This window comes from Paraburkholderia atlantica (assembly GCF_009362785.1).
In the GTDB taxonomy this organism is placed as follows: Bacteria; Pseudomonadota; Gammaproteobacteria; order Burkholderiales; family Burkholderiaceae; genus Paraburkholderia; species Paraburkholderia atlantica.
The window spans coordinates 1-15,218 of sequence record NZ_WHNQ01000067.1 but is presented as its reverse complement, the minus strand read 5'-3'; the positions used below and the strand labels follow the sequence as shown (position 1 = coordinate 15,218).

Here is a 15,218-nt window from a genome sequence, read left to right as displayed (position 1 = left end):
GCTCGCAGGCGACCACCGGAATGTGCAGGCCCCGTGAAGCCAGGATCACGTTGATATTCACGTTGGTCAAAAACGACACGATGACGTCGGGCTGTTCTTCCACGAACAGCTTGCGCAGCTCCGTCAGTCTCGCGATGTAGTTGATCCGTCGCAGCGGGCTATGCTTGACGCGGTCAGCCAGATAGATCATCCGCACCTTCTCGTCGATGGGAAAAAAACATCCACCGTGTTTGCTGTATGTCGGGACGAGCGTAACGGTGTGGTTGCGCTGAGCCCACGCGGCTGACAGCACCGCGGCGACCCGCTCCGCGCCGCCCGGTCCTCCCATTGAATTGACAACAAGAACAATCTTCACGTTTCGTAGTCTCCCGGAACGGTCAAAGGCTTAGCGTGTTTCACCGCCGAACGGCATAGCTTGATTGCCGCGCAGCATGCTGGCAGATAGAACTGGCGCGATGGCGTACATCAGCCGGTCCGAATTGGCGGACCAGCACGAAGTTGCCCGCCACCTTTACGGCGAACGGCAGTAACGAGATGTTTGTCGCACGAGCACGACACCGGCTACGCAGAGCAACGTCGCAGGTAGCCGGTTCACCGTCGTGAAGTCGAACTGATACGCGTCGACGATGTCAGTTCACGCGGTCCGTGTGCTGGCTCGTCGCATATATGTGGCTGCCGTAGCGCCCCGGATGCAGGTACTTCACGCTGCGTAAGGCGAAGCCGTTGAGCATCACGCCATGTATCCGGGTGCCGACCTGGGCAAAGCGCCTTGCTGTTTCCTCGATTTCCGCGAGGCGGGTTTCCGAGAACCGTGCCACCAGAAAGACCGACCCTGCGTGCGGTGCGATGATGCCGGCGTCCGAGACGGCGAGCGCCGGCGCCGAATCGAGCAGTACGATGTCGTAGCGCGCCGACGCATTGCGCATCAAGCTGTCGAAGGCGAGGCTATTGAGCAATTCGGCCGGGTTGGCCGGATAGTCGCCACACGGCAGAATGTCGAGATTCGGTAGAACCTCTCGTGTGGCAAGCTCGACAGTCAGTGACGGGTCCGCGAGAACTTCCGCGAGTCCCAAGCCGGCCGGAAGTCCAAAACTGCGATGCAGCGCGCCCCTGCGCAAATCGCAGTCGACGAGCAGCACGCGTTTTCCGGTCATTGCCAGGATCACCGCAAGGTTCGCGGCGACGAACGACTTTCCGACCTGTGGCATCGGACCCGCCACCATGACGATGTTGTTGCGGGCACTCGCCAACATATATTGCAGGGCCGAGCGGAATGAACGCAGGCTTTCCGCCGCCGGATCGGACGGGTGCCGGCAGGCGAGAATCAGGTCGCGCGCGTCGGTAGCGTTCGCTTTGCTCTGAAGCTCGTCCTGTTTTGCGCTATGCGGCACCATTCCGTACACCATCAGACCGGTGCGAGCTTCGACTTGTTCAGGCTCGGTCACCCCAGCAAAAAGCATTTCGCGGACAAACGAGATCGCGACGCCCGCAAGTAATCCGAGCAGCAACGACGCGGCGAGCACCAGGGAACGCACGGGCCGCACAGGATGTTCGGGGACGATCGCGGGATCGATGATCTGCGCGAAACCTGCTTTGCTGGCCTGAATGAGCCGAAGTTGCTCGACATTGTTCCGCGCCGCCGTGTAAAGGTCGGTCGTCATTCTCACGTCGCGCATCAGGGCAAGCGCGTCCTGTTGCTCGGTCGGCATCGCGTTGACGCGCGCTCTGCCGGCTTCAAGATACTGCTTCGTCATCGCGATCTGCGCATCGAGCGACGCTACGGCCGGATACGACGGCGCGTATCGCGCCGCCAGATCGGCACGGGAGCGCTGCAGCGCAAGCAACTGTGCCTCGGCATCGGAGACTCTCTGCAGATTCAGCCGGCCTTCTTCAGTCGCATCGACGAGACCGAGCGAATGACGATACGCGGTGTACCGGTGCTCGGCCGCCACCATTTGCGCTTGCATAGCGGGCAACTGACTCTCCAGGAACCTCAGCGAATTTGCTGCGATGGTCGCATTGCGGTCGTTATTTTCACGCACGTATTGCGCGCCGAGCGCGTTCAACGTCTGGCTAAGCAGCTCCGGATCGCTGCCGCGCATGGACACGCTCACGACGTTCGACTTCTCGCCTTGCTCCGTGATCTGCAGATTCTTCTGCATATCGTCAATCACGTCCTGGCGCGACAAGCGCTTCAGATCGAACCGGGTACCGGGCGCTGCCACGAGCGTGTCGATACGCAACGTCACATCGCCTTTGGTGGTCGCGACGGTTTCGGTCCGACCGACGGTGCCGACGAAAGGACTGTCGAGCTCACTACTGCTCAGCTCGTATCGGCCCGCGGACAGCGCGGTCAGCGTCAGCTTGCGGTCTTCCAGCTCGCGAGGAACTTTGAATGCACCGACCTTGACCTGTTCTTTGCCCCACGCGTAGCCGCCAATGGAGCCAAAGACCGATTTCGAGAGATCACTTGCATGACTCGCGAGCCACGCTCCGATCAGAGGAAATCGACGCGGTCCTGAAACAACGTCGAGCTCAAGCTCATCTACCACATGTGCGACGGTCTGGCGCGACTGGATCACCTGCATTTCTCCCGTCGTCTTTGACCTTGCATCAAACGCAGGCGAGACCATCGACATCAATTCCGGACGCGAGGAGGGCTGCGCTTCAGGCAACTGATCGATCTTGACGAGAATGTTCGACTGGTAAACCGGCGACGTGAGCGCTACGACGCCACCGAGTACGAGGCAGACAACCGTTGTGAGAGCAATTGTCAGGCGACGCCGTGAAATCACATCGAGTATTTGCGAAAGATTGCCTTGGCTGGACAGCGCCGACGACGGCATCGATATCTGCTTTTCGTTCATGGAGATCCCCAGGACAAACAGACACCGTAAGTCACATGCTTCGCGCGGGAACGCTCCGTCCGTTATGAAGCATCAGATCAGCCGCGCGGCACGCCTACGGTAGCCAAAATCATTCCGGTGACAACGTACCAGTGGGCCGGTCCCGTTTGTGTATGGAAACGAACATTGATGCGTACCTTTTTCCCGTACCTTCTGTACCCGTCGGTATCAAATGCCGAATTAATAAAAAGACTGCTCGCCACAAAAATGGCTTTAGTCGTCGTGGAATTCGCGTTTTGTGTGTGAGAGACAGTCAACAGGTCAACACCATCGAGGCGAGAGAGATGCCGAACTTAATATTTGGCCTATTAGCGTGCTTTCTGATTACTTTTATCGTCGTCAAAAGCGCTAGGCTCGGTGGCGGCATTGGCCTCGACAACCAACTCGATGGCGTGCAAAAGATGCACGCTACGGCGGTTCCCCGTGTAGGTGGTATCGCGGTCGCGCTTGCGGTGGCGTTAACACTCGCACTCGGTGCATTACTCGGTAGTAATCCGCGTGTGGAGGTTTTTAAATTGCTTCTGTGCGCGTTGCCGGTTTTTCTCGGCGGCATCATCGAGGACTTCACCAAGCAGGTGAGTCCGGCGGCGAGGTTGCTATGTGCAATCGTTTCCGCGGCCATCGGCGATTTTGCGCTAGGGGCCGTCGTCGATCGTGTGGATCTTCCGCTGATCGATTCCCTTCTTGTCTATTCGCCGATCGCGCTGGGCCTCACTTTGTTGATGGTGTCCGGCTTGACCAACGCGTTCAATCTGATTGACGGCTTCAACGGACTGGCCGGCGGAGTGGCAGTTCTGATGCTGGCCTCGATTGGTTTCGTCGCACATCAGGTCGACGACTGGCTGATTCTCAGCGTGTCCCTGACGATGATCGGCGCCATCCTGGGCTTCCTCGTCTGGAACTACCCATTCGCGGCGATTTTCCTCGGCGACGGGGGCGCCTACTTCATCGGCTTTACGATTGCCGAACTCGTCGTCCTTCTTATAGCGCGCCATCCGAATGTCTCCGCCTGGTACGCTGTCGTCGTGACGATTTATCCGATCTTCGAAACCATCTTCACGATCTACCGGCGGCGCATTGTGCGCGGCTGTGCGGCAGGTGAGCCTGACGGCATCCATTTGCACACGTTGATTTTCAGGCGGATGGTGCGCCGCGCAGGTCATCCCGAAACCACACGACAGCGCACGAGGCGCAACGCGAGGACGTCGCCCTACCTTTGGACGATCAGCCTCATCAGCATCGTGCCGGCGACGTTCCTTTGGAATAACGAAGTAGCGCTCTTTGCGACCGCGATGACTTTCATCGCGATCTACGTCTGGCTGTATGCATCGATCGTCAAATTCAGGGCACCGCGTTGGCTCGTGACTTACATGCCGCGCGATTCGTTGCCCGCTCCGAACGAAACACCGGCTAACCACCCCGCTGAGCAGCCATCCCAGGCAGAATAAATTCGCGTATCAACTGGACACAGCGGATCGCTCTTCCACCGAAATAATTTCATTGCAGTCGGCTATGCACTCCTCGCCGTGCAAAGCCGAACATGCGAATGACCTGGTCATTTTTTATCTGTAGGCAATCGTACCCGGAGCGATTATGGCGCGTATGGATTCACGCAGTGCAAACGTCAGCGCAGTTGTCGTTGGCGGCGAATTGAACGGCCTTGGCGTCGTAAGGTCGCTCGCCCGGCACGGTATTCGGACCTTGACTGTCGACATGGAAAGCAGGGCTGCCTTTTGGTCTCGCCACACGCAGGGACGGCTAATCAGAAATCTCGAAGGAAGAGAGTTCATCGACGACATGATTGAAATCGGCAGAAAAATGAGCGAGCCGCCGGTTCTCATGCTGACCGCCGAACCAGCGGTTCATGCTGTTTCCGAGAACATCGACGAAATATCAAAGTGGTTTCGTGTTCGGATTCCGACCGACGAGAAGGTAAAGCTCCTGAGCAGTAAGGCGAGTTTTCACGTGTTCGCGCAAGTGAACGATTTTGAGGTTCCGCGTACTGTCGTTCTGGAAAGTGTCTCCGATATGGCGCTGCTGGGTGTGCTGCAATTCCCGTGCGTGATGAAACCCGACGACAAGCGAAGTGCGTTGAGCGGAAAAAAAGAACGCGCGCTTCGCATCGAAACGCTGAAAGAGGCCCGCGAGCAAGCAGCCGTCATGCTTGAGACTCCCGGAGGAATCGTGGTGCAGGAGTGGATCGAAGGGGCGGATAGCAACATCTATTTCACGCTCTTTTATCGTGGTGCGGATGGACGGCCAATCGCAACCTTCACCGGACGCAAGCTCTCCTGCTATCCCCGCAACGTAGGTAGCACAGCGGTATGTGTTGCTGCGCCCGACGCGCACGAAGTACTCGAGCCCATGACGTTGGCTTTCGCGGAATGCGCGAGCATGGCCGGCATGGGCAGCATGGAATACAAGTGGGACGACCATCGCCGCAAGTTCGTCATGATCGAACCCACCGTTGGAAGAACGGACTGGCAGGAAGAAATCGCTACCTTGTGTGGGACCAACATCCCGGCGGCGGCCTACCAGCACGAGTTGGGACTACCAGTCACAACGGCCACGGCAAATCGTATGAACGTCGCGTGGCGGGCGTCGATCGCCGACAAGCCGCCACCTCACCTGCTGACGGGCATCACGGAGATCGTGGACGGCTACTTTCGCACCGAGGACCCGTTTCCCGCTTTAAGACAGTACTGCATGGGAAATCCGTTGCACCGACTCCGGCAGATGATGCAGAAAGATGTGCTCGCAAATCGACCCGAAAATCTGTTAAGTGGGAGGAACTGATGGCAACGACCGATACCGCAATCATTGGTGCAGGACCTTATGGCTTGTCTCTCGCGGCTCACCTGGATGCGGCGGGCGTGCCTCATCAGGTGCTAGGCACGCCTATGGAAGGCTGGAGAAACTTCGCGCCACCGGGCATGCTGATGCGCTCTGACGGCTGGTCCACGAGTCTGTATGCACCGCAGCGCGGTTATGCGCTTCAGGACTATTGCGCGCTGAGGGGCATCCGCTACCAGCCGATCGGCATGCACCTGACACGCGAAACGTTTATCGACTACGGACTGTGGTTTCAACAACAGCTCGTCGACGATTTAAGGCAGGTCGATGTTGTCGATATGCGCCGCGTGGACGGGATGTTCCATCTGGCGCTGAGTGACGGCACCTCCATCGTCGCGCGTCGCGTGGTGCTGGCGCTGGGACTCAAGGGTTTCGAAAAGACGCCTCCGGTTCTGCAAGGGCTGCCCCGAGAATTCGTCTCCCATTCCTGCGAGTACGGAGATCTCGAATGGGTGCGAGGAAAGGATATCGTTATCGTGGGTGGCGGACAGTCGGCACTCGGCCTCGCCGCGCTGATGAACGAAAACGGTGGTCGTATCCGCGTGCTCGCGCGTGAACCTGTCGTGACGTGGAACAACAAACCGCAGAACAACCGGAGCTTCATATCGAGGCTGATCAGGCCGGATGGGCGAATCGGTCCGGGTTGGCGCGCCCATATCATCGCGGAATGGCCGTTCGTGTTTCGCGCATTTGGCGCGCAACGCCGCAAGCAGGTCGTAAATTCCACGTGGGGCCCGTCTGGCGCCTGGTGGCTGCGCGATCGCGTCGTCAATCAGGTCGACGTGTCGGTCGGCAGCCAGATACGTCACGCGGCCATTGATAACAATCGCATCGTCTTGCAGGTCTCCATGAAAGACCAGCAATCGCAATTGGAGGCCGACCACGTCATTGCGGCGACCGGGTTCAAGACCGACCTCAGTCGTCATGCATTTCTTTCAAGGGAAATCGTTCAGTCGATGTCTCTTCAAGACGGTGTGCCGGAGCTCACGCGCCATTTCGAAACCGGTGTTCGCGGGCTCTATGTGATTGGACCCGCATCCGCATACAGCTTCGGTCCTGTGATGCGATTCATCTATGGAGCGAAATACGCAGCGCCGCAGGTTGCACGGCATATCCTGAAGCGCTATCGGCACGATAACCCCGCGCCGCGAACGACGCCCGCCGCAGCAACCACAGAAGCAGTTGCGAATCAGGCTGATCATTAAACGCCGTCCACGCGGATCGTGTCGAGCTCAGGTTCATCGATACGCCAACTGTCTACTCAGTGAGTGTGCCCAATGATGATTCCCCAGCGAAACAGCGCCGTGAAAGAAATCATGGCTCGCTGCTTGTCGTTTTCCGGTATCACGTGGCTAACGCGAATCTTGCTATGGCGTGACAGGGTCGCGATCCTGCTGTATCACGATCCAGACCCTGCAACGCTCGACGCCCATCTGACCCATTTGCGGAAGATCTGCGATGTGATTCCTCTCGCGGCTCTCAATGATCCCAGCGAAGGCCGGCCTCGCGCAGTCATTACTTTTGACGATGGTCACGCAGGCAATGCTGCTCTTCTGCCGGTTTTCATCAAACATAAGGTCCGCCCGACCATTTTCCTATGCAGTCGAATCGTCGCGCGCCGGCGCAGGCATTGGTGGTTGCATCCGTCAGCGGAACAGGCCGGTATCGAGCGGCTGAAGCGACTAGGCAATTCGCGCCGGCTGGCCGAACTCGAGGTGAGAGGATTTGCGCAGGACGGTGAAGACATGCCGTCGGGACTGACCCATGATCAGATCCAAACGATGAAGCCTTACGTGGACTTTCAGGCGCACACGCGGTTTCATCCGATATTGACGCGCTGCGAGGCATCCGAATGTGAGGAGGAAATCGCGGGCTCGCGGCACGAAGTTGGAGCTTTGCTGAATAGCGAGTGCACTCACTTCGCGTATCCAAACGGCAACTACGGCGCGCGGGAGATCGAATACGTGAAGGCGGCGGGATTCAAGACCGCGCGCACTTGCGACGTTGGCTGGAACGATAGCCAAACGGACCCTTACCGTTTGCGCACTATCATCATTACCGACGACGCATCACGCAGCTGGTTCGCCGCTCAATTGACAGGAATCCCGGTTTTTCTGCGCTACTTGCGAGGTGGCTCGTGGGATGGACGCTTTCCGCAGTTCTAGTTGGCGGAGGCCGAATGTCCGTCCGGCTGTAACCCGGTTGCGGCTATTAAACGAACGCTGGAGTCAACTTTCATGAGGTTCACTTACTGGGCCTGCAGCCTGTTGCTCAGCGGGCTCGTTGCAGCGCTGTCATTGCGGCTCGCGGATCGCGGCGATGCGGCAGCCGGCGAGCCGCCAGCCAGCGATCTGCTGGGTATGCCCCCAGTTGCGCGCACTATCTTCGCACCTCCCCTCGTCGACCCAGTGAACCCGGTTGACTTTGGTGCGAAGTGCGACGGCGTGTCGGACGATTCGTCGGCATTTCAGGCCGCGCTGGATGCTGGCGACGTACGGGTGCCGGCTGGAACCTGCGTGATCGACCACACGGTCAAAATTACAGTCAGCCATCGGCACATGGAATGTACGAAAGGCACGACGCTCAGGCAGACCAAGCCGGTATTCAGCATGTTCTCAGTCGTCGCACCGGATGGGGAAACGCTGACCGGCGACAGCATCGCGAATTGCGTATTCGAAGGAACCAATTCCGCTGCGCCACGTTTTATTCTCGACGACGATGCGCTGCACTACAACATTCCCGTCGAGACGCGTGACAGGGTCAGCGACTTCACGCTTGTCGGCAATACCTTCAGGCGATTTTTTGGCCAGGCGATGTTTCAGACCTACGGGGAAGTGGACGGCGGCAGCGGCGACGTCATTGCGTATAACCGTTTCGAGAGCTGCGGATACTACGGCGCCGTATTCGTCGCGCATCGACACGGATACATTGGACATAATGTTCTGATAGATTGCGCGGTAGGCGTCGAGAATGACAATGCGCAGCAACTCGGCGGCGATAACGTGATCGAATACAACGACGTCAGGGCAATTCACGGCTATGGAGCGCCCGATATGGGCGCTTCGGTGCTGCTGACGGGTGGCACCGCCGGCGACGCAGACTACTCGACCAACATCGTGCGTTACAACACCGTAATGGGGGTAAGCAAGAAGGCGTACTTTTCGTTCACAACACGGCCAAGTATCATATGGCAAAAGGCGGGCGGCGGCGCCGCACAGTATCGGCAAAACACCTGCGTTAGAGGATGCAAAGTCGTTCAGTAGTAAGCGCAACTGCGCTGCATTGAACGGAGGTGCGCGGCCGGGAGTTGGGAATCCCGACTGATGGATCGGTTTTCCAATCGAGCCAACTGAGGCCGCGTTACTTAAGTGAGGTTCAAGATGACGACTCTTATACGAATAATCGGTACGATCGCGTTTCTATTCGTGGTCTACCTTGCTCTCAGAGCCGTCGCGGACGTCCTGTTCCCGAATCCGTCGAAGAATGGCCGACTCCGCCAGCGGCGCTTGCGCTCCTCGAGTGGCGCCGATCGAGAGGCAAATATTGAAAGGCAGCAGAAAGCGGCGGATCACAACGGCCGCGGCTAGCGAGCCGCACATGCGCTGCACCTGCCTCGCGGGCCTACCAGAGATCTTTCCGATCCTCAACACACCAACCTGAAGTTCACCGCTACGGTCCCTGTCGTCAGGAAGACGACTGTCACGCTTCGTCGCCTACGCGCCGCGCACGAACTTCTGCTGGCCATCCTCGCTCGCGTAGACTTCACTCAGCGCGCGCAGAACGGAGTTCGCGCCGAACACCAGGTCCACGCGCGTGCCGATCCATTTCAGCTTGCCGGTCTTGCGTTCACTCCCCTCGAACACGTCGCTGGCAACCGTCAGCGGCTTCCACTGCGTGCCCATGTCGAGCAGGTTGCGGAAAAAATCGTTCGTCAGCGCGCCCGGGCGATCGGTGAAAACGCCGCGCGGTTCATCGCCAGCCTGTACGCCCAGCACGCGCAGGCCACCCACCAGTACCGTCATTTCGGGTGCCGTAAGCGTGAGCTGTTGCGCCTTATCGACGAGCAGTACCTCGGCCGGCACACGGTAGCTGCCTTTTACGAAGTTGCGGAAACCATCGGCGAGCGGTTCGAGCATACCGACGGATTCGATGTCGGTCTGCTCCTGCGACGCGTCCATGCGACCCGCCGAAAACGGCACCGTGACTTCGTGACCCGCCTTTTTCGCGGCCTCCTCGATGCCGGCACCGCCCGCGAGCACGATCAGGTCAGCGAGCGAAATCTTCTTTCCGTTCGACTGTGAACGATTGAATTCGGCCTGAATGCCTTCGAGCGTATCCAGCACCTTCGCAAGTTTCGCGGGCTCGTTCACCGCCCACTCCTTTTGCGGAGCGAGACGGATGCGGGCACCGTTCGCACCACCGCGCTTGTCCGAACCACGGAACGTCGATGCCGAAGCCCACGCAGTCTGCACGAGTTCAGCGATCGACAGCCCCGAGTCGAGAATCCTTTGCTTCAGCGAGACGACGTCCTGTTCTGTAACGAGCGGGTGATCGACGGCCGGAATCGGGTCTTGCCAGATCAGCTCCTCGGCGGGCACTTCCGGACCGAGGTAGCGGGCGCGCGGCCCCATATCGCGGTGCGTCAGCTTGAACCAGGCACGCGCGAATGCATCGGCAAACTCATCGGGATGGTCCATGAAGCGCCGGGAGATCTTCTCATAGGCCGGGTCGAAACGAAGCGACAGATCGGTCGTCAGCATCGTCGGCTTGAGCTTTTTCGTGGCGTCGTGCGCGTGAGGAATGGTTTCCTCCGCGTTTTTTGCAATCCATTGGTGCGCGCCAGCCGGACTCTTCGTCAGTTCCCATTCGTAAGCGAAAAGGTTGCGGAAGAAGCCTGTGCCCCATTGGGTCGGCGTGCTGGTCCAGGTGACTTCGAGGCCGCTCGAGATCGCGTCCGCGCCCGCGCCGGTTCCGAAGCTGCTGTTCCAGCCGAGCCCCATGTTCTCCAGACCGGCGGCTTCGGGCTCGGGCCCGACGTTGCCGGCAGGGCCCGCGCCGTGCGTCTTACCGAACGTATGGCCACCCGCGATCAACGCGACGGTTTCCTCGTCGTTCATGGCCATTCGGGCGAAGGTCTCCCGAATGTCGCGCGCGGCTGCGACAGGATCGGGGTTGCCATCCGGACCTTCCGGGTTCACGTAGATGAGACCCATCTGCACCGCGGCGAGCGGATTCTCGAGATCGCGGTCGTTGTCGGTACGGCTAGTTTCCTGGTCGCGCGACGCCGTGGCGGCCACGACCACGCCTTCAGCGTCATTGGCCAGCGCGCCCTTGCCATAGCGCACGTCGCCATTCAGCCACGTCTTTTCGTTGCCCCAGTACACGTCCTGATCGGGTTCCCACGTGTCCTCGCGGCCGCCGGCGAAACCGAAGGTTTTGAAACCCATGTTCTCCAGCGCGACGTTGCCGGTAAGGATCAGCAGATCGGCCCACGAAATCTTCTGGCCGTACTTCTGCTTGACTGGCCAAAGGAGGCGCCGGGCCTTGTCGAGGCTTACGTTGTCGGGCCAGCTGTTCAGCGGCGCGAAGCGTTGTTGTCCGCGGCCGCCACCGCCGCGACCGTCGTTCGTGCGATACGTGCCCGCGCTATGCCATGCCATGCGGACGAACAGCGGTCCGTAGTGACCAAAGTCAGCCGGCCACCAGTCCTGCGAGTCGGTCATCAGCGCGGCGAGGTCCTTCTTGAGCGCCGCGAGATCGAGCGTCTTGAATGCTTCGGCGTAGTTGAAGCCGGGGTCGAGAGGATTGGATTTGTGCGAATGCTGGCTCAGTAGGTCGAGCCGAAGCTGCTTGGGCCACCAGTCACGGTTGGTCGTACCACCGCCGGCGGAGTGATTGAACGGACACTTGCCTTTGTTCGACATGAATCTTCCTGCTTTGGTTGATTAGTTTTTAGACGGCCGCGCAGTGTCTGCTAGTCCTGCCACCGTGAGCCGAGAATTTGCCCGCAGTAATTTCCCCTGCAATATTCCGGATCGAGACGATCGAGAATGTCTGCGCTCCGCGTACCGAAGGTCGTCTCCGGACGGTGAGCAACGCCACGCCCGATCGCACCGATGATCTCGTGCCTGAAGTGCTTGCCGCGCGGATAAGCGGCCAGCACCCCCGCGCGTTCTCCATCCGTATGGGTTTCGAAATGCGCTGCGACGAGATCCGTACACACTGCGGCTGCCAGCACTTTCGCGAGTGGCGACACGCGCTCCGGGATGCCCGGCGATGTGTGCAGCGCGATGGCGTTCCATGCATCGTCCTGCGCCTGAACGCTCGCACCGTAATAACGCAGAAGCCCACGCGCCGCATCGGCGCCGTCCAATTCATAACGCGCGCTCGAATGGGCATACGCCGCACTCAGTCCCATGTTCGCGTACATCGAACTCACGTAGAGCGAGTCCATATCGCACACGATGCCGCCTCGGCGGGCGTTCAGCGCCGCGAAGACGAACACACGGTGCGCATGGCCGAGCAATACGGCCGGCAACGCTGCATGAGCGCTCTCGGCAGCGGCGAGCGCGACCGATGTGCGCGGAATGCGGATGCCCACGATATCTGCGTCCGCTCCGAATGAGCCTGGTCGCATGTCCATTTCCTTTGCGTCGATATGAGGGTCGCGCTGCCCGCTCAGAACGCGAAGCAGCTACAGCCGAGCGCGCCCCAGAATGTGTTGGCGTCGCTGGCGGGCACATTGCTGCGCCATGCCCAACCGTGCGCATGGTTGTGCACGCCGCAAAGGTTCACGCAGGCGTCGTTGCACGACTGCGCGAGAACGGCGTTCGTCACGACGGGCTTGTAGCGCGCATAGCCACCGAACTCCGCGACCGGCGACCACACGGGGCTCACCGGCAGCGCCGGTGGGTTCAGCGAGTCGAATTCCGCGTCGGCATACACGACGCGGCCGTTCACGACCGTCAGCACCGACTCGAGATGTTTGATCGACTCTTCGTCGATCGTGAAGAAGTCGTCGCTCAGGACCGCAAAGTCGGCGTACTGGCCAGGTACCAGCGCGCCCTTCTTCGTTTCGTCGCTGGAGAACCACGCGCTGCCCACCGTGTAGCGGCGCAACGCTTCCATGCGTTCGAGACGGTCACGCTGTGCGTACATCGGCGTGCCGCCCACGGTGCGCCCGGACACGAGCCAGTACAGCGACACGAACGGGTTGAAGCTCGCCACCCGGGTGGCGTCGGTGCCCGCGCCGACAGGCAACCCGGCTTCGAGCATCTTGCGCACGGGCGGCGTGCGCGCCGCGGCCTCGGTACCGTAACGCGCGATGAAGTATTCGCCCTGATACGCCATCCGATGCTGGATGGCGATGCCGCCTCCGAGCGCCGCGATGCGCTCGATGTTGCGCTCCGAAATCGTCTCGCAGTGGTCGAAGAACCAGCGCAGGCCGTCGAACGGCGTGTCGGCGTTCACGCGCTCGAACACGTTCAGGAAGCGCTCGATCGACTCGTCGTAGGTCGCGTGCAGACGCCACGGCCAGCGGTTGCGCACCAGCAGGCGCACGACGTCTTCGAGTTCCTTCTCCATGCCTTCCGGCAGGTCGGGACGCGGCTCGAGAAAGTCTTCGAAGTCCGCCGCCGAGAACACCAGCATTTCGCCCGCACCGTTGACCTTCAGGAAGTCGTCACCGTCGCCGGGACGGGTGGCTTTCACCCACTTCGCGAAGTCCTCGATCTCGCGCTTCGCGTTCTGCGTGAACAGGTTGTAGGCGATGCGCACGGTGAGCTGATCGCGCTTCGCGAGTTCCATGATCACCGCGTAGTCGTCGGGATAGGCCTGATAGCCGCCGCCCGCGTCGATCGCGCTCGTCACGCCAAGGCGGTTCAGTTCGCGCATGAACTGGCGCGACGAATTCATCTGGTCGTCGAAAGGCAGCTTCGGCCCCTTCGCGAGCGTCGCGTAGAGCAGGCCCGCATTCGGGCGCGCGATCAGCATGCCGGTGGGATTGCCGCGCCGGTCGCGCTGGATCTCACCGCCGGGAGGATTCGGCGTGTCGCGCGTGTAGCCGACCGCACGCAGCGCCGCCGCGTTGAGCAGCGCGCTGTCATACAGATGCAAAATGAAAACCGGCGTGTCAGGTGCGATCGCGTTGATTTCATCCAGCGTGGGCCCGCGCTTTTCCGCGAACTGAAATTCGTTCCAGCCGCCGACCACGCGCACCCATTGCGGCGCCGGCGTGCGCGCGACTTGCGCGCGCAACATCTCGAGCGCGTCGGCAAGCGACGGAACCCCGTCCCAGCGCAATTCCATGTTGAAGTTCAGGCCGCCGCGGATCACGTGCAGATGCGAGTCGTTCAGACCGGGAATCACGGTGCGGCCGTTCAGATCGATACGGCGCGCATCGTCACGCGTCCATTGCATGACGTCGCGCTCACTGCCGCTCGCTACGATTTTGCCGTCAGCGACGGCCAGCGCCGTGACGAACGAACGACGCTCGTCCTGGGTCGCAATCTTGCCGTTGTAGATCACCAGGTCGGCGATGCGGACAGGTTGATTGGGTGCGCTCATCGACGCCCTCCTATGTGCTCTATTCGATTTGCCCTTTGCGCCAGATGGCGGCGCAAAGAGTGTGAGATGCGGGCTAGCGCGCGATTTGCGCACCTGCGGCCCAGATTCAACGTCAGGCCGCTTCGCTCGCGTGTTCGCCGAGGATCTGCTTCGCGTAACGCACGCCGATGCCGTACGCGCTGTGCGCCTTGAAGATGTCCATGCAGCCTTCGTAGGTCTCGCCGCGGGCCCAGTCGCGTTGCAGTTCGCACATGAACTGCAGCGAGGTCATCGGCACCGCGCCGGCCTGGATCACGCGTTGAATCGCGCGCTCGTGCGCTTCTTCGGTGATGTCGCCGCACGCGTCGGTCGGCACGTAGATCTCAAAGCCTTCCGCGAGCATCTGAACGGTCGGGAACGCCACGCATACTTCCGTCCACAGACCCGCGATCACGATCTTCTTGCGGCCCGTGGCCTTGATCGCCGCGCGGAAACCCGCGTCTTCCCACGAGTTCATCGAGGTGCGATCGACCGGCTTGATCTGCGGGAACACTTGCTGCACCTCGGGCAGCAGGTGGCCGCTGAACGAGTCCGCGGCGATCGTCGTGAGGACCGTAGGCACCTTGAACAGCCTGGCGGCCTTCGCGAGGATCTGCACGTTGTGCAGCACGGTGGTGCGCTCGTGCGAGTGCGTGCCGAAGAACATCTGCGGCTGGTGGTCGATCAGCGCGAGCGCGCAGTTCTCGGGGGTCAGCAGTTCAAAAGCCATGATTGCTCCAGTGAGGTACGGGTATGGACACGCGATGCCGCGCGCAGCGGTCATCGAACGCGTGCAGATTACGGATCGCGCGCCTTAAAGTCCTTGGGAAAACCTGAAGCGTTATGAACGCTTCAGGTCCGCCGAGGCGAGCGCGC

General features: G+C 60.4%; 11 protein-coding genes. 5 read left to right on the top strand and 6 right to left on the bottom strand.

What is annotated here, in order from left to right; translation table 11 throughout:
- Positions 1-355, bottom strand: a 355-nt coding sequence (locus GCT19_RS38260; RefSeq protein ID WP_321576945.1) for a glycosyltransferase, incomplete at its 3' end; no start/stop codon positions are given.
- Positions 356-629: 274 nt separating this feature from the next.
- Positions 630-2,867, bottom strand: a complete 2,238-nt coding sequence (locus GCT19_RS38255; RefSeq protein WP_152854826.1) for a polysaccharide biosynthesis tyrosine autokinase — start codon at positions 2,865-2,867, stop codon at positions 630-632.
- A 152-nt stretch (positions 2,868-3,019) separates the two neighbouring features.
- Between GCT19_RS38255 and GCT19_RS38250 the strand changes: the two genes are divergently transcribed.
- From GCT19_RS38250 to GCT19_RS38230, 5 genes are all read left to right on the top strand, one after another.
- Positions 3,020-4,354 carry an MraY family glycosyltransferase gene (locus GCT19_RS38250; protein WP_227717776.1) on the top strand — a complete coding sequence of 445 codons (1,335 nt, stop codon included), beginning with the start codon at positions 3,020-3,022 and terminating at the stop codon, positions 4,352-4,354.
- A gap of 145 nt (positions 4,355-4,499) precedes the next feature.
- On the top strand, positions 4,500-5,702 hold the full coding sequence (locus GCT19_RS38245; protein ID WP_193727511.1) for a carboxylate--amine ligase: 1,203 nt from the start codon (positions 4,500-4,502) through the stop codon (positions 5,700-5,702).
- Entirely contained in the window at positions 5,702-6,964 is a 1,263-nt protein-coding gene (locus GCT19_RS38240; protein ID WP_152854825.1) for a SidA/IucD/PvdA family monooxygenase, read from the top strand. The genes GCT19_RS38245 and GCT19_RS38240 overlap by 1 nt, the downstream gene beginning before the upstream one ends.
- A 75-nt stretch (positions 6,965-7,039) precedes the next feature.
- Positions 7,040-7,924: a polysaccharide deacetylase family protein gene (locus tag GCT19_RS38235; RefSeq protein WP_152854827.1), complete on the top strand. Its 885-nt coding sequence runs from the start codon at positions 7,040-7,042 to the stop codon at positions 7,922-7,924.
- Positions 7,925-9,022: a pectate lyase family protein gene (locus GCT19_RS38230; protein WP_152854824.1), complete on the top strand. Its 1,098-nt coding sequence runs from the start codon at positions 7,925-7,927 to the stop codon at positions 9,020-9,022.
- Positions 9,023-9,472: 450 nt separating this feature from the next.
- On the opposite strand, the gene katG is transcribed toward GCT19_RS38230, so the two are convergent.
- The 4 genes from katG to GCT19_RS38210 form a co-directional block, all read right to left on the bottom strand.
- Positions 9,473-11,683: a catalase/peroxidase HPI gene (gene katG / locus GCT19_RS38225; protein WP_152854823.1), complete on the bottom strand. Its 2,211-nt coding sequence runs from the start codon at positions 11,681-11,683 to the stop codon at positions 9,473-9,475.
- Positions 11,684-11,733: 50 nt separating this feature from the next.
- Positions 11,734-12,402, bottom strand: coding sequence for an HD domain-containing protein (locus GCT19_RS38220; protein WP_176135321.1), 669 nt, complete (start codon positions 12,400-12,402; stop codon positions 11,734-11,736).
- A gap of 35 nt (positions 12,403-12,437) precedes the next feature.
- A complete protein-coding gene (locus GCT19_RS38215) occupies positions 12,438-14,324 on the bottom strand; it encodes an amidohydrolase (RefSeq protein WP_152854821.1) in 1,887 nt (628 codons plus the stop codon).
- A gap of 112 nt (positions 14,325-14,436) precedes the next feature.
- Complete coding sequence (locus GCT19_RS38210) at positions 14,437-15,072, bottom strand: hydrolase (protein WP_013092691.1); 636 nt, start codon at positions 15,070-15,072, stop codon at positions 14,437-14,439.
- Between the last annotated feature and the right edge of the window lie 146 nt (positions 15,073-15,218).